Here is a 21951-nt window from a genome sequence, read left to right as displayed (position 1 = left end):
GCCTGCTCGGACAGGGCGCGGTAGGACCATGCGAAGACGGTGCGGACTGCTTCGGCCTCCTCGTCATCACCCGTGCTCAGGGCGTCCCAAAGGGCCGATTCGTCGCGCAGGTCGGCAATCAGGTCGACGAGCCGCAGGTGGGGGTGGCTGGCCGCGCGTTCCGCGGCTATACGCAGGGCGAGGGGAAGCCGTGCACAAAGCCGGGCTAATTCGGCGAGTTGCCGCTCGTCGTCCACCGGCCGGTACCCAGCGGTGACGGCCCGCAGCAAGGCGACCGCTTCCGCCTCCGGCAACACACCGAGCGTGAGTCGGCGGGCTCCGTCGCGGACGGCGAGGCCGGACAGGCGGCTGCGGCTGGTGACCAACACCAGGCTGTGTGCGCTCCCGGGCAGCAACGGCCTGACCTGGCTGAGGGTGGCCGCGTTGTCCAGGACGACCAGTACCCGGCGGTCGGCCAGCAATGAGCGATACAACGCGGCAGCAGCGTCGAGGTCCTGCGGTACGGCATCGGCCGGGACACCGAGCGAGGTCAGAAAGCGGTGCAGGGCATCGCGTGCCGCGACCGGCTCCCCGGGGTCGTAGCCGCGCAGATTGGCGTACAGCTGACCATCCGGGAAACGCTCTCGGACCTGGTGTGCCCAGCGCAGTGCCAGCGATGTCTTTCCGGCGCCGGCAGTGCCGGCTATCACGTATACCGAGACGACGAGCGGACCGCCGTCCTCGCTGGTGAGAACGGCGTTCAGCTCGCCGAGCTCATCGGTGCGGTTGACGAATCCGCGTACGTCAGCCGGTAACTGGCGTGGGGTGGGGCTCGCGGAACTTCCCTGGTACGGCTTGCCCTGCGCGTGGAAGTGGATGCCTCCGTGGACATTCCTCGCCTGGACGACGTCACGTGAGGATCCCGACAGCTCGGAATGGGTGCTGCCGGACTGCTCGCCCCCTCCGCCTGGCGCTGCGATCGGCCTACTCCCTTCCTGCGCTCAGCGTCGGCGGGTCAAGGCGCGCCACCTCACGGTCGAAGTAGGAGATCACGTCTTCACCCACCGCGTAGAGCGCCTTGATGTAGTTCTCCCAGCGCGTCACAAGATCACGGTCGGTGTAGCGGATCGCGCCGTTCGCAACTCCAGTCTCGGTGTACAGGACCTGGAAGAGGGTGTGGCTGCCGAGCACGACCAATTCCGGGAGTGGGTGAGTGCTCTCCGAAGCGGCCACCCGTTCGGCGGGGACGACCCTGATCCGCTGCCCGTACTGCGCGCGCTGCCGCTGGGAGTGGAGTTCCCACTGCACGTACGGTGTCAGCGGCTTCTCGACCACCCGCACACGATGAAAGGCATAGCCCCTGCGTGTCTCCTCCTGAACAGCCGCGGCAAGGGTGTCGCGCCGGTCGGCGAGAAGCCGGAGCGCCTCATCCCAGTCGCCCCGGCGCAGGGCGTCCCGGCTCGGACTTCCCTGCTCCTCGAAGTGTTGCCGGCGCTCCAGCTTCCAGGAACTCCCGTCACGGATCGCCTCTTCCCGTTCCCGGAAGTCCTGCTTGTAGGCGGGCCGAGTGAGCCGTTCACCCTGCTCAGTGGCGAGGACAGGGGCAAGGAGATCAAGCATCGGGGATGTCCTTCTTTGCCGCGCTGAGCATGTTCCCTGGGATGACGACCAGCCGCTCATCCGGAGCGAGGTTCACGCCATGAGGCAGACGTGTGCGGTAAACGGCTGTCAGATCCCTGCCGATCACAGCAACATCGCCATTGTCGAGCTGCCAGATGTCCGGGCACTCGTCATTGCCATCGGAGTTTCCCAGCTCTTCGGCTGGTCTCCCCAGCCGCCGCTGGAATAACGCGGACGGGTCAGCCTCCCAGGCAGGGGCCACGTCTGCCTCCGGTCGAGGTGGTCGAGCGCGCTGTTGCTACACAGTGTATCCAGGCCTGTACCCAAAGATGAGAGGGTCGGCCCGCCCTGCTCTTCTCCGAAGGCCACCGCGCCGAGGTGGAGGGCGTCTTGGACGCCCTCCACGAAGACATGTGCGTTGTCCTCGGCGAGACCATGAGGAGACCCAGGAGATCGCCGCCCGCCTCGCCGGGCTGAGCGACCCAGACGAATAAGGCCGCCGACACCCCGAGTGCTAGCCGTACATCACAGGCTCTGTTGGCGGAACCATTCCAGCGTCTCGGCAAACCGGACCAGCCCACCGCCGCGCAGGACGGCCAGCGGAAAGCTCGGCCGTCGCCGGGGCAATTCCGCATCGGGGACGGTCAACGTCACTCCAGGAATCGCCCGGATCCGGTCACGGAGTTCCGCAAGCAGCCCTGGCCTGGTGAAAGGCTCCCGCCTCGCCAAGTATGCGAAGACGACTTCGACGACTCCCGATCGCGGATAGATGCTCACGGGCCAAATCGAACCCTGCGAGCCGGTTCCTTCGCGGAGCATCGGCGCGCAGCTCGTCTCCTCGGCGGCACCGTATCCAAGCCACCCTCCATCCGCCTCCCACTTACGCAGCAGGGTCAGCAACCCATCGGCGAGGTCGGGGTGGTGAGTGCTGAGCAACCTGCCGAAGTTCTCCGCACGGTCGGTGATAGTGCCCTCGGCCTCGGAAGCTGCCGCGGCCTCCTCTTCCGCCTCACGGGGCCTGTCAAGACCGGCTAGATCGGCCAGCTCTTCCGTGGTCAGCTTCTGCTCAGGGTCGGCCACCGCGCCGTTGAAGTGGACGCCCTCACGCTCGAGCGCCTCCCGCTGGGTCTCCTTACGGCCGTCGAGCCAGGCGAAGTCGGGCGAAGACGTGCCGTTGGCCCGGAGTACCCGATGGGCGTTGGGCACATCGGTGCGGGTGGCCAGATAGTTTCCGACGGTCTGGGGAGAGCCAGCTCCAGTCACCGCGGCGAGGTCCTTGTATGTGGTCCACCTGCCGGAGGGCAGGGTCGCCAGCGTCTTCCTCAGCCTCAGCCACTCTGAGCGCTCACCGGACTGGCCGTCGTCACCCGCGACGGGCCCTGGCCACATGCGCACCGCGCGATCGGCGAGCCGGTCGGCGCGGCTGAGAATCTCCTTCCTCCCCCAGCGTTCGGTGGCGGCGATCTCCCGGTTCATCCGCAGGGCGCTCTGGTCGAAGATCTGCTGCTTGCGCTCGTAAGGATGGTTGGACAGGCGTGTGTTCTCACCGGTGAGGGTCAGATTGCCCAGAGTGTGAACCAGCGTCTCGTGCAGTTCTTCTGCCCGCTCCCCCTCCTCGGCGTCCTCGGCGAGCATGGCGAGCCATTCCTGTCCGGGCCGCTGCGGAAGTACGTGCTCGATGGTCGCCCAGGCCCGCGAGAAGTCGACCGGCTCCGGAGCCGTGTAGTCCTCCTCGAACCGCCTGAGCACATAGGCGCGATGGCGGCTGCTGCCCTGCCAGTAGAAGGGCTGGGTACGGATCGCCTCGCGCAGATCCTCGTCCCGTGGCCACCCCCGCCGCGGGCCGGACAGGTAGCGGCGTACCGCCTCCGGCAGCGAACGGTCCCGCTCAATACCCGAAGGCAGCGTGGCCAGAATCTGCCGAACGCTGTGCGACGGCTCCCGACAGATCATGCGCCGGACCAGGAAGCTCTCCACAAAGCTGAGCGCTTCGACGGCCTCCCTGGGCTCGACCGTCCCACGATCCACTCGGTCCAGAACGTGGAGTGCCGGAGGATAGTGAGCTTCGCCGCCCCACTGGACAAGACGCTCCAGCACCGCGCGCAACTCCACGTCGGGCTCGCGCTCCGGCTCGAAGACCCGCATGAGCAGGTGGCCAAGACGCCGGAGTCGAGCCAGATCGTCCCGCAGCCCTTCCTCATCGGAAGCAGCGACAATCCGGCCCATTCGCCGTTGTTGCCCCTGGTAGACCTCGCTGATGGTGGCCCGCGACTGTCCCTGCAGAACGAGGTCCAGCCACGCCAGAGTAGTCAGTCGCTCCGGACCGAGTTCCGTCTGCAGGGGAAGCCAAATCTTGTCATACACATGCTCACCCAGACGCGGAAGCTGCATGAACACGTAGTTGCGCAGCAAGTCGGCCTGGCTCAGCGGCTTGCCTGTGTTGTTCAGGGACTCGAAGATTCGAAAGGCGTTGTCCTGTGGCCCTGCGGTGATCGTCACCAGCGTAAGCCGGTGCCGCAACGCCTGGTCGATGTGACGAACGGTGTCCCACTCACCGGCAGGGTCGTATTCGGCGAGCGCTGCCAGGAAGAACCGGTAGGCGACGCCGATACTGTCGTCCCCACCCGCCTGGGGATCGTTGTCCACACATGCGAGGTACGAAGGCCGGTCGGCCTGTGTCGGGAGCAGACGGTAGGCGTCGAGGCCACCGTAGTCCTCTTCGTTGATCAGGTACCGACGATGGATGAGATCGACCTTGGCCTCGTCGAACGTCCGCACGTGATCACGAAGGGCACAGGCAAGCAGCATCAGCGTCGTCAGCCGCTGCTGACCGTCGATGACGACCCAGCGTTGGACGGTGTCGGGCATGGGCGGTCGAGGATCGAGCACCAGCGAGCCGAGGAAATGGCCGCTGGGCGCCTGCGATGCGTCCGAGCCGACCGTCGCCTGCTCCACCATGTCGTCCCACAGCCGTTGATGGTCGTCGACATCCCAGCTGTAGGTGCGCTGATACAGCGGAATCTGAAACTGGTTGTCCCCCTGAATCAGCCGCTCGAAGGTTGTCTCCCGCGCTTCCATCGATCCTCCGCCCCTTGCGCCGGGACCTTCCGCCCGGTGTCCCCAAGGCTGACAACCTAACGAGAATGCGTCGCGGGAGCAGAGCTGCCTGTGCATTTTCGGGGTGCCGCCTCTATCTTGGCCGAAACCCCTCATACGCCCGGCCACTCTGCCCGGCAGGTGGGCCCGTACGCTCCGCGGTTGATTCCATGGGGGCGGCCCGCCCCCTATCTCTGCCCCGACTCTCACGCCATCTGCTGGGGGGGGAGGACGAGTTGGTCCGGCCCCGTCACGTGCCGCAGCTTCCGCAGAGCCGCCAGCCGGACGGAAGCGTATCGGTCAAGACCGTGGCCTCACTCGCGTCCGTCGGATCGCCAACTACGCCAAATCTTCGCCACGCCGATGGAACTACCGGGCCAGCCGGAAAACGGCCTGAATCACAAGCTCACCGACCCCGGCCAACGGCTCCACGCGTCCCCATGTACTGGGTCCTTCGCCGGGGGCACCACCTGCGCAAGGAAAAGTGCAAGTCAGGGCCTTCTTGGGCGAACCCAGCAGCTGAGGGACCGACAGAAATACTCTGTCAGCCCCTCAGCTTTCCGTGTTCACGCAGGTCAGGTCTGGTACAAGTTCTTGCGCAGGTCGGCACCCCCGGGAGATACCCAATCCATAGGAACGCTTTTCCGACGGATGGTGACGAGCCAGCGTGCGCGCTTGGTTCTCGTGCAGCCATACGATCCACTCTGCCGAAACTGCCGCCCTGACGCCAATCATCCCAGGACTTCCTTGACACGGGCTGACGGCCCCGGTAAATACCGCGGACCTACGGCCCGCCCGCCCTCGGCATCTCCCACATCTCCCGAAGACACACCCGAACAGGGACGCTCGTCGCTCAGGATCACACGATCAGCCCTCGTTCCAGTGCCACGACGACGGCCCGCGCGGTCGCTGACGTCGAGTTTCGCGAAGACCCGTAGCAGGTGGGTCTTCACGGTGGCCTCTCCGATGACCAGGCGGCGGCCGATTTCGGCGTTGGACAGGCCGTCGGCGACCGCGTGTAGCACGTCCCGCTCGCGGGCGGTCAGGGCGACCGGCTCGGGGCGGCGCATCCTGGCCACGAGGCGTTCGGCGACCTTGGGGGCGAGGACCGTCTCGCCGCGCGCGGCCGAGCGGATGGCGTCGGCGAGCTGCTGACGGGTGGTGTCCTTGAGCAGGTAGCCGACGGCACCGGCCTCCACGGCCCGTTCGATCTCGGCGTCCGTGTCGTACGTGGTGAGGATCAGCACCCGCGTCGGCACCGGCAGGGCGACGATCTCGGCGGTGGCGGCCACCCCGTCGAGCACCGGCATGCGCAGGTCGACCAGGGCCATGTCGGGAACGAGTCGCTCGACCAGGTCGACGCCGGCGCGTCCGTTGTCGGCCTCGCCGACGATCTCGATGGTGGGCTCGGCGGTCAACAGGGCGACGACTCCGGCGCGCATCACGGTGTGGTCGTCGACCACGACCACACGGATCCGGTCGTTCACGTTGTCGGTCGCCGTGTCGGTCATGGTCGGTCCTGACTGTGGGTGGGAAGGGTGGCGAGCACGCGGGTGCCTTCCCCGGGGGAGCTGGTGACGGTGAGCTCACCGTCGAGTTCGGCGAGCCGTCGCCGCATGCCGTCGAGGCCGAAGCCGCGGGCGTCCTCGACGACGAACCCGTGGCCGTCGTCGGTGATCTCCAGCTCTACTACGCCCGGCGATGCGCTGAAGAGCACGCCGACGGTGGAGGCGCCGGAGTGCTTGCGTATGTTGGCGAGGGACTCCTGCATGCAGCGCAGCAGGGCGACGCGGGTGTGCTGGTCCAGGTCGATGTCGGGCAGTTCGGCGGTGGCGGTGAGGCCGGTGTCCTGCGTGAAGCGGTCCAGGGTTCTGCGCAGGGTGGCGGCGAGCGAGCCGGCCGCGACTGCGCCCTTGGGGACGGAGCCGACGAGGACCCGGGCCTCGGCCAGGTTCTCGCGGGCGGTCTGTTCGATGGAGATGAGTTGCTGGGCGCAGCGTTCGGGGTCGCCGTCGGCGGCGGCACGAGCGGCCTCCGCGAGCACCACGATGGAGGCGAAGCCCTGGGCGAGGGTGTCGTGGATCTCCCGGGCAAGGCGCTCGCGCTCCTCGGCCGCCCCCTGCCGCTGATAGGCCGCTGCCAACTCCTCTTGGGTACTGACGAGTTCGGCGGCCAGCTGTTCCTGCCGCTCGTTGCTCTGGTCGATGAACCGGTGCACCCACAGGCCCAGGCCCGCCCCGGCGACGTAGGCGACCACGGTAACCACCAGGTTGCCGGTGCGGAATTGAGGGCTCCAGTTCTGGCCGACCGCGCCGCCGAACACGGCGAGCACGGCGGCCGCCCCGCTGAGCGTGACCGCGTCGCGCGGAGCGCGGGTGTAGAGCCAGAACTGCGGCAGCGACATCATGTAGAGGGCGGCGACGCCGTCCAGGAAGTAGGACGTCGCGCCCAGGACGAGGGCGAGGACGGCGAGGTAGGCACGGCGACCCAGGACGGGGTTGTCCGGGCGGGTCAGGACAACGATGTGGCACAGCGCGACCAGGACGAGCAGGCCGAGCGTTCCGTACTTCCGGGCCGACGACTCGTCGAGCACGGCGACGGCCGTCGGCAGCAGGCCGAGCAGGATCCAGCACGCCATGTTCCAACGGCGGATCCGATCCAGGGTGGGCCGGTCGCCCGGCTGCTGCCACTGAGTCAATTGATTCACCTCGTACATAGGGCAGTTGAGTAGGGACCGACGGTCCGTTCGGGTCAGCCCACCGATTCCGGGAGGTAAGCCATTTCGGCGTTGCTGGTAGCGAGAGCGAGCGGAGTTACGGCTCACGCGACTGTTCTCGAAGCCGACGGTGCGCTCACCAGTGGGGCGAATGATCCTCGATGCGGTACTAGTCCGCACTAGTCCTTGATACCCGCCATGTCCCCAGGGCGGCCCCGCAGCACGGCCCCCGCCGCCAGCAGCGTCGTCGTCAGGGTCAGTGCTGCCGCCGCAGCCAGGACCACGACGAGGATCCACGGGGAGCCGCCGGGTAGCGCCGTGCCGAGGACGCTCATGCTGAGCGGTACCAGCGTCGCCCCCGCGACCAAGAGGCCGAGGACCATGCCGGCCAGGGCCACCAGGGACGCCTCGACCGCCATCATCTGCAGTACCTGGCGGCGCGTGGCGCCGATGAGCCGCTGGAGCATGAACTCCTTGCGCCGCTCTGTCGTCGCGAGGACCTGTGTGTTGATCAGGGAGAGCGTCGCGTAGCCGACGACGACGCCGAGAACCAGGTACGCCATCCACGCCTGGGTGTCGTCCGCCTCCGCCTGCGCCGCTTTGAGAGCGTCCGTGCCCGACACCCGCAGGCCGGGCTGGAGCGCGGCCAACTTGGAGAGGGACGCCATGAGCCGGGCGCGGTCGGTGCCGGCCGATGCTGTCACCATGATCTGGGGCACGAGCGCGCCGTCCGTGTGTCCGACCAGCACCGACGCCGGAACGAGCGCGGTCTCGTAACCACGCCGTCCCTCGACCGTGGCCACCAGTTTCAGCTTGACCTGTGTGCCGTCGCCGAGCCGCATCGGGACCAGGTCGCCGAGCTTGCGGTCCTTCGCGTACGTGGCAGGCAGCGCCACCGAGTCGCCGCTGAGGGCGGTGAGACTGCCACTCGCCGCGTGGTAAGCAGTCGTACGGTCCAGGCCCTGTGGGGTGACGCCCTGCATCGACAGCTCGGTGGGTTGCGGGCCCGCGTCCTCTCCCTCGCTCGGGCGCATCAGCTCGTCCGGCTCGATGTACCCCGTCGTGGGGATCTGCGCGGACGCCGCCGCCACCCCCGGCTGCCTGCGGACCGTGTCGACGAGGTCGAGCGGCAGCCCACCGGAGGCCGACGTCACGACCGCGTCCGCGCGCAGGTTCTCGCCGAACGCCCGCTCGGCGCCTTCGGACTGTGTGGTCTGCATGTAGATCAGGCCGACCGCGAGACCGCTCGCCAGCATCACCGGCATCACAGCCGAGGCGAGGCGTGCCGTACGTGCCCGCGCATTGTGCGCGGCCAGCTCACCGGCGAGCCCGGACACCATGCCGACGGGACGGCGCAGCGCGGCCACCATGGCGCGTACGACGACAGGACCGAGCAGACCGAACGCCGCCGCCCACACCATCGCCGCCGGCGTTGCGACACCGGCCGCGTCCGGCCCGGCCGAGCCCGCGGTGCCCCAGGCGAGGGCCGCGCCGCCGGCCATGCACAGCAGCCCGACGACCAGCCGGAACGCACTGAACCAGCGGCGCTGCAGCGTGGCCTCGGCCAGCGCCTCGGTCGGGCGGGTACGCGCCGCGGCCTGTGCCGCGATGTACGCCGAACCGATCGCGGTGAGCAGGGCCGTGCCCACACCGACGATCACCGGCACGGAGCCGGCCCGGTACGCGATCGACCCCGGTACCACGCCCGCGTCCGCGAACGCGTCCAGGAGCCAGTGCCCGAACCAGGGCCCGGGGATGGTGGCGAGCCCGGTGGCGACGACCGCGAGGAACAGGGTCTCGCCGAGGATGAGGCGGCGCAGCTGCCCAGGGGTCGAACCGATCGTGCGCAGCAGGGCCAGCTCGCGCTGCCGCTGCTGGATGGAGAGGCCCAGCGTGCCGGCCACCACGAACACGGTGACCATCGCCGACAGACCGCCGAAGGCGGCGGCGAGCGGGATCAGGTCGCTGCCGTCGGCCACCACGTCCGGGTCCTCGGCGCGGCCACGGTTGTCCCCGGTCAGTACCGTGATCGGTGAGCCGTCGAGGACCGCGCGGACGGCCGAGGCGACCTCCTGGGTGTTCGCGCCGGAGGCCGGGAAGACGCCTATGTTGTCGGTCGTGCCGACGCGGTCCGCGACCCTGGCGGCCTCGGCGTCCGCGAGGAAGACGTCGCCTACGTCGTCCGGCCCGGTGGCAAGGCCTGAGACCTGGTAGCCCTTCTGTGTGCTGTGGACGAGGAGCTGTATCCGCTCGCCGGTGGTCAGCCCCGTACGGTCCGCGAGCGCCTTGCCCAGGACGATCTGACCGTCCTTGGTGGGTGCCGTGCCGTCGGTGAGCTGGTAGGGGGAGAGCCTGGCGGAGGACCAACCGTGGCCGGTGACCTTCCCGCCCTTGACGAGGGCCGCGGGGAAGGACATGTCCTGAACCGCCGCCGCAACGCCCGGTACCTTGACGATCTTTTCCGTCAACTCGGCGTCGATACGCAGTCGTTCCGGGAAGACGAGGTCGTTCTGTGTGTACGTGTAGCGCTGGTCGCCGGTGACGACGATCGGTGCGGCGGCCAGCCGGTGCGGCGGCGCCGCGTTGTGGATCCCGGTCTCCAGGAGCCCGCCGGAGCCGATGACGATGACGGCACCGAGGAACAGGGCCATGAACGAGACGATGAATCCGCTCATGTGGTGGCGCAGGGTGTGCCACGCGATCCGGATCATCGGCGCACCTCGTGTCCGGTCCGCTGGATGCCGAAGGGGTCGCCCCAGGTGCCCAGCTTCTGCAACTGCTCCGTCACCTGCTCGACAGTCGGCCGGTCGACTACGCCGGTGAGCCGGCCGTCAGCCAGGAACACGACGCGGTCGGCGTACGAGGCGGCCACCGGGTCGTGCGTGACCATCACTACGGTCTGCCCCACCACGTCCACCGACTGCCGTACCAGCATGAGCACTTCGGCGGCGGTGCGCGTGTCCAGGGCGCCGGTCGGTTCGTCGCCGAAGATCACCGCGGGCTGGGTAACGAGCGCCCGCGCGATGGCGACGCGCTGCTGCTGACCGCCGGAGAGCTCACCGGGACGGCTGCGCCGCTTGCCGGACAGGCCGACCTGTTCGAGGACTTCGTCGACGACGGCCTTATTGGGGCGTTTGCCCGCCAGCCGCAGCGGCAGTGTCACGTTGTCCACCACGCTCAGTGCCGGAAGGAGGTTGAACGCCTGGAAGACGAAGCCGATGCGCTCGCGGCGGAACTTGGTCAGGGCCTTCTCCCGCAGCAAGCCGAGGTCCACCCCGTCCAGGTGCACCGCACCCGATGTCGGACGGTCGAGGCCTGCGGCGCAGTGCAGGAAGGTGGACTTGCCCGAGCCCGAGGGGCCCATGACGGCGGTGAAAGTACCCCTCTTCAGACTGATGCTGACGTTGTCGAGTGCGGTCACTCGGTTTTTCGGTCCGCCGTAGAGCCGGCTGACGGCGTCGAGCCGGACGACCGGCCGAGCATGCGGGTCCTGTGTCCCGTTCATGGCTGTCCTTTGGCCTGGGAAAGGGGGTGGCTTGGGGGTGCGGGGCGTATCACCAGGGGGAGATAGGCGCGCCCCGCTGCCATTCATGCTCTTCGTACGGGGTGTGGTGCCGACAGCAGCAAACAGTTGAACCTGAGGTCCACCGAACGGTGGACCCCCGTACGGCTCAGCGGAAGCTGAGGGTGTGGTGGACGGTCACATTGCCTTCGAGCCGGGCACTCGAACGTGCGGCAGCGCCTCGTCACAGCAAGCGGTCCACGCCATGCGGCGGCTGCCCACCACCGGCTCCGGCTCCGACTCCGGCCGTACGGGCGCGGCTTTCGGGGGCCGGTTGTGGGTTCACAGACCGTGCTGGTCGAGGAGCCGCATCAGGTTGCGTTTGCGCTTCTGGTCGGCGCGCAGAGCGGTGAGGTACGTGGTGAACTCGTCCTGGGTACCCAGGCGGCGGTGGCAGTCGCGGATGCGCAGCAGCAGGCTGGTGAGCTGCTCGTAGATCGCGTTGCCCGTCTGCTTCGTGAGGGGTTCGGCCAGGCGCCGGTAGACGCTGAGCGCGTCGGCGGGGCGGGCGGCACGGGCCTGGTCGGCGAGCGTGAGCCACTGTTGGTCGTGGGCGCCGGTCTCGGTGGCGGCTTGCCAGGCCGCGTCGGTGTCCTTGTCGTCGAGCAGGGCGTCGATCAGGGCCGGGCCACCGTACCGAGAGTGCTGTTGCCGCTCCGCATCGGCACGCAGCAGGGCGAGCGCCCCCTCACGCTCGGCCGGCCAGCAGTCCGCGGCCCTGGCGACGGCTCGCAGTTGCTGGTACGCGAGCAGGGTGCGGCGGGCGCCGAAGTGGTCACGGCGCAGGGCCACGGCATCGGGGAGCCGGTCCGCCTGCGCGTAGCGGTCGCAGAGGTAGTCGACGAGGGCAGTGTCGACGGCGGCGAGGTCCCGGGTGTCCTGGATGCCGCGTTCCGCCCAGCGCAGGGCCTCGTCGGGGCGCCGGGCCGTGTCCAGCTCGTGGGCGATGACCAGGTGCGTGTGTCCGTTCGGTGAGAGGTCGGCCGCATGCACGGCGATCACCGCGTCGACGTCACCTCCTGCCTTGGCCAGACGCTCCATCAGGTACTTCTCCGCCCAGCCGCGGCGGTTCCCCCGCCACGCCTCGACCGCCAGCTTCCGCAGGACGGCCATCCCCTCTTCGCCGAGGACGTCCTCGTAGTCGAGCGGATCGATGTCCGTGAGGCCGTCATCCATGTCACCGAGCGCATGGCCGACCAGCCAGCGCGCGAGCTCCTCGGGGTCGGGGCGCGCAGAACCGCACGCTTCGAGATGGACGCCCGCGAGGTCCGCACCGACCTGCCCGAGCCAGCCGTCGGAGTCGTCAACGCTCTCCACCGCGTCGGCCAGCAGCCGCATCGCCTCCCGCGCCAGGGTGATCGCGTCGTCGGCCCGGCCCGAACCGGTGAGCGCGCCGATCGCGGACACCGCCTGCCCGGCCTGGTCGGCGTAGGCGCGGGCGTCGGCGTACTCGGCGTACTCGGCGTACCCGTACTGCGCGAACGGTGAGATGTCCAGCAGATCGCGGATACGGGCCCGGACCGCGACGAGATCCCCGCGAGCACTCGCGGCCCGCAACTCCAAGCGGCGACGCAACTGCCGGTCCTCGCCGATCTGTTCCCGCACCAGAGCGAGCAACTCGTCCTTGGACAGGCCGGACAGCCACCCGTCAAGGTCCTGCGCACGGTCCCGGGCGGTCTTCCGCTGCCGCGGCAGGCTCTCCCGCCGGGCGAGCACCGTCAGGCCGAGGGCGACCAGATGCTTGCAGAAGTTGCCCTCCATGCCGTACGGGCAGTCACACTCGCCGGACAGCCCGCCGGGCCCGTCCAGCGTCAACTCCACCTCGTACCGCTCCGTGCCGTGGACACTCGCGGTGACCCAGCCGTCACCGACCTCGACCCCGGACACCATGTTCAAGTAGCCGAGCCCACGTTCGAAAGAGCGCGGACCGGCCAACGCCCGCAGAGCCGACTCGCTGAACCCTTCCATGGCCTTCCTCTGCTCTCGTGCCGTCTGCCGACCCCGCCATCCGCCCTCTGGGTTGCTTGCCCGCCGCTCCTCCGGTTACTGCCAAGCGCGGACCAAGTCCTCCGGGCCCCAGTGGGCCGCGAGCGGCAGGTCGTCCTCGACGCCGCAGCGGGAGACGGCCACGAGCGGGGTGTCCGGTTCGGCGCCGGGCACCGCGAGCATGTCCCGGGCCAGGGCGTCGTATTCACGTCGGCCGAATAGCTGGGACTCCAGCCACTTGATCGAGCCGATGAAGTGCACCGCGCCCGCCACCGGTTCGCGGTCGGCACCGATCAGGTCGATCTCGGGGTTGTTCTGCCGGTTCCACCAGCCGCCGACCGCTTCTGTGTGGGGCCATCTGTCATCGGGGAGCAGGCGCAGCAGCGACTCGCGGATGACCGGCTCGACCGCACGTCCTCGCCAGGTGGTCCACGACCGCTCGATGCGCTCCAGTGCGAGATCCCCGCGACCGCGTTCGATCAGCGGGATTCCCCGTTGCAGGAAGGCCAGCCAGAACCGGAGATACGGGTCAGCGATCCGGTAGCGCTTGTTCTTGGTGTCGGCCTTGGTGGACAGCGGGAGGTCGGTGGCCAGGATGCGCTTGGTCTGCAGGGTGTGCAGTAGCGGGGACAGAGTCCCGGAGGGCAGTGCGCCGGCGCCGCCGGCCTGCGCGGCGATGGTGGAGAAGGTCCGCTCGCCACTGCCGACCGCCTCCAGCACCGCCCGCGAATGCGAGCCTGAAGGGAACTCCCCCAGCAGCGACAGTTCACCCGCCACCAGCAGCGGTGAGAGAGGGTTGGCCACCGCCTCGCGCAGGAAATCAGCGCGCCCCATCCCGGGCCGCCACGACTGGACGATCTCGGGGAAGCCCCCCGTGATCAAGAGCGCGTCCACCGCGTCCGCCGCGCCCAGAGAGGTCATGGCCTGCACATCGGCCAGGTGCAGTGGACGTACGGTCATCTTCGCGGCCCGGCCGAAGAACGGACGGCCATAGGACTGCAGCGCCTCCATCACCGACATGTCGCTGCCCACCAGGATCAGCAGGACCGGCTTGGCGGACAGGTGGCGGTCCCAGACCGTCTGCAGCGCCCCTTCGAACTCCCGGTCCTGCTCCACCAGCCACGGCACCTCGTCGATCACCGCGACGCTCGGGGCATCGTCCGGCACCGCGACGGCCAGGGAACGCAGCGCCTGGTTCCAGTCCGCGCCGTGCAGCCCGGCCACCAGTTCCGCCCCGGGCAGCGGGGACTGCGCGAGCGCCGCGGAGAAGTCCGCCCGCTCGGCGACGGCGTTACGACCCCGGGTCGCCTGGAAGACGAAGTACGGAACGCCTGACCGGTCACAGAACTCCTGGACCAGGCGAGACTTCCCCACCCGACGCCGCCCCGTCATGATCACAGCCTGGCCCCGGGTGGCTCCCGCGCCCCCGGTCACGACGCCCAGCTGCCTGGTCAGCAGGTCGAGGTCAGCAACCCTGCCCTTGAACTCCATCCCTGCCCCATCCCCGCTTCAAACACAGTTTCGATCTTACGTAGATTGAATCTTACTTAGATGCTAACCCCCTCTTTGATGGTGCGCGCGGGATACGGATGGAGGGTGGCGCCTGCGACCTGTGCGGAATCGGTGGTGGGCTCCGTGTCCGGATCGGGAATCCCGGGCCGACTGGTCTCGCGGGCGAGCCACATGTTTCGCTTCGGTGTCACCGGGCACGCTCATCGCAATGGGAGCGCTCCCATCAGCTCCCATTGCCCATCGGCGCAATCCCCCCACGGACGATGGAGATCGCCATGAATTGTCATGATCACAGCAATCCCTTACGTTGGGCGCTCCGCGCCCTCGGCCTGCTGTCCGCCACGCTGCTCACCCTGATCCCGTGGACCGGCACCGCCTCCGCCCACGGATCGGTCATCGACCCCGCGTCCCGCAACTACGGCTGCTGGCTGCGCTGGGCGGACGACTTTCAGAACCCTGAGATGGCACAGAAAGACCCCATGTGCTGGCAGGCATGGCAGGACAACCCGAACGCCATGTGGAACTGGAACGGCCTGTACCGCAACGGCTCCGCCGGCAACTTCCCGGCGGTCGTCCCCGACGGCCAGCTGTGCAGCGGCGGGCACACCGAAGGCAACCGCTACAACTCGCTGGACACAGTGGGCGCGTGGCAGACGACGAACATCAGCAACAAGTTCACGGTGAAGCTGTACGACCAGGCCAGCCACGGCGCGGACTACTTCCTGGTCTATGTCAGCCGCCAGGGCTACGACCCCACCACGCAGCCGCTGAAGTGGAGCAACCTGCAGCAGGTGGCCAAGACCGGCAAGTACGCGCCCAGCCAGAACTACTCGATCGACGTCAACACCTCGGGCTACACGGGGCGCCACGTCGTCTACACGATCTGGCAGGCCTCGCACATGGACCAGACGTACTTCCTGTGCAGCGACGTCAACTTCAGCTGAGCCGCCCCCGCGGCACGAAAGGCGGCCCGCCGGCAGGTCCGGCGGGCCGCCGACTCATGTGCGGGGCCGAAGCGGCCGCGCGACACACGACGCTTGACAGCTTCAGCGCGACTTAGCATTATTAGGGCTCTTAGGGTTCGACGATAGCGTCGATCCGCGATCCACAGGGAGCTCGCGCCGTGAGGAGCCTCGTCTCACCGCCGGCATCGGCCGCGCCGTCCACCCACCTGCTGATCGTCAACGACCACCAGCAACTCCGCTGGACCCTCACCGACGAGTGCATGATTTTCGAGTCGCGTCGAGCCGACACCGCATGCCGGGCCGTGCGCAGGTGCGACGAGGCGTTGATCTACGCGACCGAGGGGTGCTTCCAGGGCTGGGCGCCCGGCCGGGTCATCGGGCTTGCCACCGTTACCAGCGACGTCGGGCCTCTCGGGCAGCCGGTCATCCTTCAGGGGAGGCGCTTCGCGTCGGGGGGCTCGCTGCGTATCCATGGACTGACCCCGTACGACGAGGGCGTGGTACTCCGTGACCTCGCGCCCTACCTGCACACCTTCGCCGACCGTAAACCCTGGAGCGCGCCACTGGGGTGGCCTCCGCTCACGCTCCCGCCGTCCGATGCCGACCTGCTCAGGCGGGAGTTGCAGCCACTCCTCAGGCCATACAGCGCCACGGTCGGCGGCTACGACTTTCCCGGCGCGGCCTGACCCCGCGTCCGGGTTGACAAACCGCACACTCAGCTGGCTCCAATAGCCCTATGAATGCTATCGACGTCGATGACGACACCTATAGGAAGCTCGTCTTCGCGGCGCGCATGATGGGCTGCACCCCTTCCGAGGTCGTACGGAGACTCGTCGACGCCTCCAGCACAGAGATCGGCACCGCTGCGGCAAAGTCCTCCGAGGACCCCCACTCCGTGCCCGTGCACGCCCTCTACCGCGGCCGACGCGTCGAGGCGACGTTCGACCGGAACACGAGGGCCGTGACCATTAAGGACGGTCCGCACGCCGGCACCACGTACCCCACACCGAGTGCCGCCGCCTCGGCCGTGGTCCAGGTTCTCAACCCGGACCGTAATCCGAATACGAACGGCTGGAACTTCTGGCGGCTGAACTCCAGCGGCGACGAGCTCAAGGCCCTTCGCCGATCTGTCTGAGGGATGGCCCGTCACTCCCTCACGGACTCCAACTGGCGTACCACATACGTCATGTGCTGGACATGGCCCGCCCGGATCCAGATCTCCGGCGTGCCCGCACCGTCGCTTCCCACCCCGTGGGCGCAGTCATGGAGCCAGCGTTCTCCGTCGCTGAATCCCGAATCCCGGAAGTCATGGGCTTCGACGATCTGGCGCGCGAGGGAGCGGACGGTCGAGGAGCGGTTCGGGCCCTCTGTTGGGGCCTTGATCATGAGGAAGGTGCGCTCGGTCGTATAGCGCAGCACGCCCCATGCCGGGCCGCCTCCGCGTTCCGATGGCTGGTCGGCGCCGCCGGTGGGCTGGGCTCCGTAGTCGCCGTAGGTTACGGGGGTCGCTTGCGCGCCGCGGGTGTGCCGGACCATGTGCCAGGTGTCCCAGTCGAAGCGGTGTGCGTCCTCGAGCGTCATCTCGGGGGATTCGGGTGGAAGTCGGGGGAAGGATCCGGCCAGCAGGACGACGGTGCGCCATCCGTGAAGCGAGCCGAGCAGATCCAGGGCGCGAAGCGCCCATTTCTCCGCCGGGTGGTGTTCCTCTGTTATCGCCCTCAGGTCGAGGAGCAGGTCGACGGCCGGGGGCGGGGTGCCAATGTGGTCGAGCAGGCGACGGACGGCGGCGGCGCAGCACTCATCGGGGAGGGCGGTCACGAGGATGCGTATGCCCAGGCCGTTTCCGCTCGCGCGCGCCAGCTCCGCGCATGCGATCTGCTGCCAGTCGGCCCGCTCGGTGCCGGTGACCGGTCGCAGCGGGCTGTCGGCGAGCAGTTTCCACATGCCTGTGGATACGGGCCCTGGCTCGTCCTCCACGTGGAAGGCGTCCAGCCAGGCGGGAAGGCCCTGTTGGGCCTGCGCTATCTCGGCTGCCTTCGTACGCACATATTGAGTGAGAGCGGCTGGATCACGGTCGAGTGGGCCCGGCGGCCGGTGGCCCATGGTGCGTTCCGGGCCTGTTCGAGGTGGGATGGTCCACAGCGGTGACGATTTCGCGCGTACGCGGGGTGTCAGTTGTTCGTACGCCACAAGCGCGCTCCGGCGTGCGGGCAGTGCAGGCACATAGATCGGCTCGACCATCGCGGCTCCCCCAACAGCTCCGCTGAATCGCCCCTGGTCGCAAGGGTGAGGGGGGACGCCTCCCAATGAAAGAACGCAATTCCGGCCAGTTCCTGACAGTACGCAGAACGTGGTGATCAAAACCCGCGAACCGGCCAGTAGAGTCGAACAGAGGGACGTTAGCCGGACGTTAGTGGAGCGTTAGTCGGGCGGCAGTGGCACGGCAGCGGGCGGGATCAATGTGGTTGTCGTACCGATCAGACCTCTCCGACGCCCGCCCCTCAGGAGATCCGCCATGCGTCCCCTCAGCCTCGCCGAATGCCGCGCCCACGCCGTGCAGATCACCGCCGTCGCCCTGACCACGGTGGCCGCGCTGACCGTGGTCGTCTGCGGGAGTGTGGACGGTACGGGGCTGCGTACGGAGGGGAACGCGGACCACAGTCGTGGGACGCAGACGGTCACCGTCGACCCCGTCCGGGCCTCGCTCGTTGCTGACACCACCCAACCCATGGGGCGGTAGCGGCCGTTGCTACGGTGTCGTGCGCATGATCACGAGTTCTCGTAACAACTAAAAGGAGGAACTTCGTGATGCGACGGGGAATGCGGTCGGCGCTGGCGTCGGTGGGGGCGGTCGCGGCGGGCGCGGTGCTGTTGGGGACGGTTACGGCCACCACGGCCGAGGCGGCGTCGGCCAGTGCGTGGTACTGCCAGAAGGGCTACTTCTGCTCGTACAAGAAGGACAACGGCGGGGGGAACGAGGTGTGGCTCACGAAGGCGAACCACGCCACGCTCACGGCCGACTGGGACAAGAAGATCAAGTCGATGTGGAACGACACGGGTAAGTACGTGTGCATCTACACCGAGCCGCGCTACCGGGGCAGGCACCAGAAGCTGCTGCCCCATGTCCGCTATGGCGCGAACACCACGATCCGTTCGTTCAAGTTCGTCGGGTCGTCCGCGGCCTGCTAGCAGCCTGCCGGCGATCGAGGCGCCCCGCGCGTCACCCTTGCGGGCACGGGGCGCCCGGGGCGGAGCGGTTCGGGGAGCAGGTCACCAGCGCCAGGGACAGGAATGACGTGCGGCCCACGTAGAAGCCGACGGACACATCGCCCCCGTGCGTCAGCGTGTCCGCGGCCGTGGCGACCAGGCGGGACAGCCGGGCCGTGTCCGCCTCCTGCTGGGAGTGGAAGCCCGGGGCGTGTTCGGTGAGCTGTCCGCCCAGCCAGGCGGCGGCGTCCTTGGGCTCCTCGAAGGTCTCGCGGATGAGGCGGGGGGCCTTGAGCAGCCAGTGTGCGGTCTCTGTCGGGGGCAGCTCCGAGCGTCTGAAGGCGTCGACCTGCCGGCTGTGGTGCTCCTGGTCCTCCGGGGTGACCGGGGGCCTGGGGCGGTCCGGCAGGCGGCGGAGTACGTCCCGGTCGAACAGCTCCTTCTCGCCCAGCCAGGAATACGCGTGGATGTGCACGCGACAGCTGTTCCCGCCGTCGCGCCATCCGTTTCTCTCAGTCGGCCTCCTTCACCGAGATGTCGGCAACGGTGTCGTAGAACGACAGGTGGTCCTTGATCTCGGCCACGGAGTCGAGCGGGTCCGGGTAGGCCCACACCACATCGGGTCGCGAGCCGCCGCCCTCCGTGCCCAGATACGTCCAGTACGCCGCCTCGCCCTTGAACGGGCAGGTGGTGTGCGTGTCGGTCGGCTCGAAGAGGGACAGGCTCACGTCCTGCGGGGGCAGGTAGTAGCGGACGGGCAGGCCGGTCTCGAAGAGGAGCAGCGGGCGGCGCGACTCGGCGACGACCCGGCCGTCGATCGTGACCGTGACGTGCTGGGTGCCGCGGATCACCTCCACGCGGTGGCCTGAGCCTTTGCTGGTGCCGGGGTGCTGGGTCGTCATGGGGAATCCTCCTGCGGTAGGCGTGCGCGGTTCCGGGCGGTTCCTCATTTACGTCAACGCAGACCCCGGCCCGGCGATTCCGCCTTCTCCCCTCAGCCCGTCACCTCGATGAAGATCGGGTTCGTGTAGCACCAGGTGTCCGCCCACGGGTCGCCGTCGCCCGGCTTGTGCGGGATCGGGCCGTGCGGGTCCACGGCCGCGCCCAGCAGGCCTGTGCCGTGGCGGTTGCCGTCGCTGCCGCGGAGCCGGAGGTAGCCGGACTCATCGGCCCTGGCCAGGGGGATCCGCAGGGTGTACGTGCCGGTGCGGCCGGATACGTCCGCGGTGTGTACGACGCGGGTGTCCGGGGCGCGCCATGCATCGCGGTCGCGCGCCGGGCCGCGGACCGCGCCGCGGATCACGTCGAGGTGGGCCAGGCGCGGCAGGACGCCGTGGAAGTTGGGGCGGGAGGCGGTGGTGACCGTGACCGTCAGGGTCAGCCGCTCGCCGCGGCGGACCCGGAGCCGGCCGCCCAGGGTGACCCCGCGGCCCCTGCCGTCCCGGTCGTCGCCGTCGTCGCTCTCGCGGTGCAGCCGTACGTCGAGGGCGTCGATCAGCTGTCCGTGGTCCACCCACACCCGCCCGGCCCGCAGCCCGGCCATCACCTGCCGGTAGCCGTACGCCGTCACGCCCACGTGCGTACGGCTGAACTGCCCCGGCCAGAAGTCGCTGCCCGGCTGCTCCTTGTCGGTGTTGACCGGGTCGGGCAGCCGGCCGGTGTTGTCGAAGTTCTGGCCGGGCTGCCAGTCGCCGTTGCGCCAGGTGTCGTGGACGGTCCGGTGGTTGTCGGAGTTCGTGGTGATCGAGAACAGCCGGCCCTCGGACAGCATCGCGTCCCACAGCCCGCCCACCGTCGCCGTCATCCAGTCGAAGCCGCCGTACGTGACGTATGCCTCGGCCGGGTAGCCGGACCAGGACTGGGCGGACGGCTTGTTCTCGTACTCCCCGCGGACGGCGGTGGCGCTGCCCCACCCCGGCAGGGCCGCGCCCTGGGCGCCCGGTGCGCCCTCCGCGCCGATCATGATCTCGGGGGCGGCGTCCCGCCAGGCCCGCAGCTCGTGCGGGGAGTCGATGCCCAGCCGCAGCGGGTGGTTGGCGAGGACCAGCACATCGTCGACGTAGCCGCTCTTGCGCTGCTCGGCGAGCCACTTGATGCCCGCGACCGCCAGCGCCTCGTTCTCGGCGGTGCTGTCGGTGCGGCCCAGCAGCTTGCCGTCGTAGCGGAGCTCGAAGGTGCGCAGCAGGTCGGCCTCGTGGGGGCCGGGCGGCGAGAAGACGGTGCCGTGTTCGGCGCCCGGGATGTACCACTCCAGGCCCTGGAAGATCAGCATCCGCGGGTTCTCGGCACGGGCCTTCAGTACGTCGTCGTGTTCGGCGAGCGCCCCGCCCGCGTTGGCGTGGCCGAAGTTGCTGTGCTCGGTGAAGACCATCCAGTCCAGGCCGAACTGCGCGGCGCGCTGGGCCTGCTGGGACGCGGTGTACTTCGCGTCGTGGCTGTAGACCGAGTGCACATGGTGGTCGCCTACCAGGTAGACGAGATCCGGGTCGGCGGCGGTTGCGGCAGCGGTTGCGGTGGCGGTTGCGGTGGCATTCGTGGTCGTCGCGGCCGACGCCGCCGTGGGCGCCAGCGCCATGCCGCCCGCGAAACCCGCGCCGTACAGGCCCGCGCGGCGCAGCAGCCCGCGCCGGGAGACGCCCTGCGCGTCCAGCGAGCGGGCAGGCACCTCGGGGTCGGCCCAGCGGGGGAGGGACGGAAGCGGTTCGGTCGGGCGTGGCATCGGCGCATCTCCTCGTTCGGGCCGGCCGTTCCGTTCCGGGCCGGTGCCGGGTGACCGTACGAGGGGGTGGCCACGGGCGCCCCAGCGGCGGGCGTACGGGGGGTGAACAACCCCCCGGGCCCCCGGCCACGGGGTCTTGGGCCCTCGCGGCGTGCTACGTGTCCTGCGCGTTCTCCGGGCGTGGCCACGTACGTCCCTCGTCCGCCTCCACCTCGCGGTTGAACCGCGTCAGCGCGTCCTCGAACCGCCTCACCTCCTCGGGCGTCCAGCTCGCCAGCACCCGCGCCAGGCCCGCGCGGCGGCGTTCCCGGTCGGCGGCCAGGCGCTCGGCGCCGAGGGTGGTGGCGCGCAGTTTGCGGGCCAGGCCGCCCTTCGGGTCCGGGATGCGTTCGAGCAGGCCCGCCCGGAGCAGGGCGCCGGTCTGCCGGTTGACGGTCGAGACGTCGAGCCCCAAGGCGTCGGCGAGTTGGCCGATGGACAACGCGCCCTCGGTGTCCAGGAAGGAGAGGAGGAAGTACGCGGAGCGGTCGAGGCGGGCGCCCGAGCACTGATCGGGCTGATCGGTCTGGGCGGGCTGGTTGCCGGGCTG

General features: G+C 69.1%; 19 protein-coding genes and 1 pseudogene. 5 read left to right on the top strand and 15 right to left on the bottom strand.

Features of this window, described 5'->3' with window-relative positions:
• From CCN51_RS06185 to CCN51_RS06140, 10 genes and pseudogenes are all read right to left on the bottom strand, one after another.
• Nucleotides 1-908, bottom strand: a 908-nt coding sequence (locus CCN51_RS06185; RefSeq protein ID WP_245881581.1) for an AAA family ATPase, incomplete at its 3' end; no start/stop codon positions are given.
• A 55-nt stretch (nt 909-963) separates the two neighbouring features.
• Nucleotides 964-1599 carry a DUF6879 family protein gene (locus CCN51_RS06180; RefSeq protein WP_014176417.1) on the bottom strand — a complete coding sequence of 212 codons (636 nt, stop codon included), beginning with the start codon at nt 1597-1599 and terminating at the stop codon, nt 964-966.
• Nucleotides 1592-1861, bottom strand: coding sequence for a hypothetical protein (locus CCN51_RS06175; protein WP_078610449.1), 270 nt, complete (start codon nt 1859-1861; stop codon nt 1592-1594). Before CCN51_RS06175 ends, CCN51_RS06180 begins: the two co-directional genes overlap by 8 nt.
• A 263-nt stretch (nt 1862-2124) precedes the next feature.
• On the bottom strand, nt 2125-4677 hold the full coding sequence (locus CCN51_RS06170) for a GmrSD restriction endonuclease domain-containing protein (protein WP_014176418.1): 2553 nt from the start codon (nt 4675-4677) through the stop codon (nt 2125-2127).
• A gap of 877 nt (nt 4678-5554) precedes the next feature.
• Nucleotides 5555-6206, bottom strand: a pseudogene (locus tag CCN51_RS06165) (response regulator).
• Nucleotides 6203-7393: a sensor histidine kinase gene (locus tag CCN51_RS06160; protein ID WP_014176420.1), complete on the bottom strand. Its 1191-nt coding sequence runs from the start codon at nt 7391-7393 to the stop codon at nt 6203-6205. Before CCN51_RS06160 ends, CCN51_RS06165 begins: the two are co-directional and overlap by 4 nt.
• A 197-nt stretch (nt 7394-7590) precedes the next feature.
• Nucleotides 7591-10122: an FtsX-like permease family protein gene (locus tag CCN51_RS06155; protein WP_014176421.1), complete on the bottom strand. Its 2532-nt coding sequence runs from the start codon at nt 10120-10122 to the stop codon at nt 7591-7593.
• Nucleotides 10119-10916, bottom strand: coding sequence for an ABC transporter ATP-binding protein (locus CCN51_RS06150; RefSeq protein ID WP_086859333.1), 798 nt, complete (start codon nt 10914-10916; stop codon nt 10119-10121). The genes CCN51_RS06155 and CCN51_RS06150 overlap by 4 nt, the downstream gene beginning before the upstream one ends.
• A gap of 339 nt (nt 10917-11255) precedes the next feature.
• Nucleotides 11256-12941, bottom strand: a complete 1686-nt coding sequence (locus CCN51_RS06145; protein ID WP_014176423.1) for an SWIM zinc finger family protein — start codon at nt 12939-12941, stop codon at nt 11256-11258.
• Between the two features lie 75 nt (nt 12942-13016).
• A complete protein-coding gene (locus CCN51_RS06140; RefSeq protein ID WP_014176424.1) occupies nt 13017-14450 on the bottom strand; it encodes an ATP-binding protein in 1434 nt (477 codons plus the stop codon).
• A gap of 296 nt (nt 14451-14746) precedes the next feature.
• On the opposite strand from CCN51_RS06140, the gene CCN51_RS06135 reads away from it, so the two are divergent.
• The 3 genes from CCN51_RS06135 to CCN51_RS06125 all read left to right on the top strand — a co-directional run bounded on the left by CCN51_RS06135 (nt 14747) and on the right by CCN51_RS06125 (nt 16571).
• Nucleotides 14747-15415: a lytic polysaccharide monooxygenase auxiliary activity family 9 protein gene (locus CCN51_RS06135; protein WP_014176425.1), complete on the top strand. Its 669-nt coding sequence runs from the start codon at nt 14747-14749 to the stop codon at nt 15413-15415.
• Between the two features lie 179 nt (nt 15416-15594).
• Nucleotides 15595-16122 carry a hypothetical protein gene (locus CCN51_RS06130; RefSeq protein ID WP_014176426.1) on the top strand — a complete coding sequence of 176 codons (528 nt, stop codon included), beginning with the start codon at nt 15595-15597 and terminating at the stop codon, nt 16120-16122.
• 50 nt (nt 16123-16172) lie between these two features.
• Complete coding sequence (locus CCN51_RS06125; protein WP_014176427.1) at nt 16173-16571, top strand: hypothetical protein; 399 nt, start codon at nt 16173-16175, stop codon at nt 16569-16571.
• An 11-nt stretch (nt 16572-16582) separates the two neighbouring features.
• Here the strand turns inward: CCN51_RS06125 and CCN51_RS06120 are convergent, their stop codons facing one another.
• Entirely contained in the window at nt 16583-17677 is a 1095-nt protein-coding gene (locus CCN51_RS06120) for a beta family protein (protein ID WP_043486780.1), read from the bottom strand.
• Nucleotides 17678-17951: 274 nt separating this feature from the next.
• On the opposite strand from CCN51_RS06120, the gene CCN51_RS06115 reads away from it, so the two are divergent.
• Both CCN51_RS06115 and CCN51_RS06110 read left to right on the top strand, forming a co-directional pair.
• On the top strand, nt 17952-18176 hold the full coding sequence (locus tag CCN51_RS06115) for a hypothetical protein (RefSeq protein WP_014176429.1): 225 nt from the start codon (nt 17952-17954) through the stop codon (nt 18174-18176).
• A gap of 68 nt (nt 18177-18244) precedes the next feature.
• Nucleotides 18245-18625 (top strand): peptidase inhibitor family I36 protein, encoded by a 381-nt coding sequence (locus tag CCN51_RS06110; protein WP_078610450.1) that lies wholly within the window; start codon nt 18245-18247, stop codon nt 18623-18625.
• A 31-nt stretch (nt 18626-18656) separates the two neighbouring features.
• Here the strand turns inward: CCN51_RS06110 and CCN51_RS06105 are convergent, their stop codons facing one another.
• The 4 genes from CCN51_RS06105 to CCN51_RS06090 form a co-directional block, all read right to left on the bottom strand.
• Complete coding sequence (locus CCN51_RS06105) at nt 18657-19118, bottom strand: hypothetical protein (protein ID WP_014176431.1); 462 nt, start codon at nt 19116-19118, stop codon at nt 18657-18659.
• Nucleotides 19119-19155: 37 nt separating this feature from the next.
• On the bottom strand, nt 19156-19545 hold the full coding sequence (locus CCN51_RS06100) for a DUF427 domain-containing protein (protein WP_014176432.1): 390 nt from the start codon (nt 19543-19545) through the stop codon (nt 19156-19158).
• A 92-nt stretch (nt 19546-19637) separates the two neighbouring features.
• Nucleotides 19638-21362, bottom strand: a complete 1725-nt coding sequence (locus CCN51_RS06095) for a PHP domain-containing protein (RefSeq protein WP_014176433.1) — start codon at nt 21360-21362, stop codon at nt 19638-19640.
• A gap of 154 nt (nt 21363-21516) precedes the next feature.
• The coding region (locus CCN51_RS06090) for a MarR family winged helix-turn-helix transcriptional regulator (protein WP_107425926.1) at nt 21517-21951 on the bottom strand (435 nt) is incomplete at its 5' end.

It is taken from the genome of Streptomyces milbemycinicus (genome assembly GCF_002154605.1).
Classification (GTDB): domain Bacteria; phylum Actinomycetota; class Actinomycetes; order Streptomycetales; family Streptomycetaceae; genus Streptomyces; species Streptomyces milbemycinicus.
Note: the sequence above shows the minus strand (reverse complement) of the source record. Positions and strands in the feature narration are given on the sequence as shown.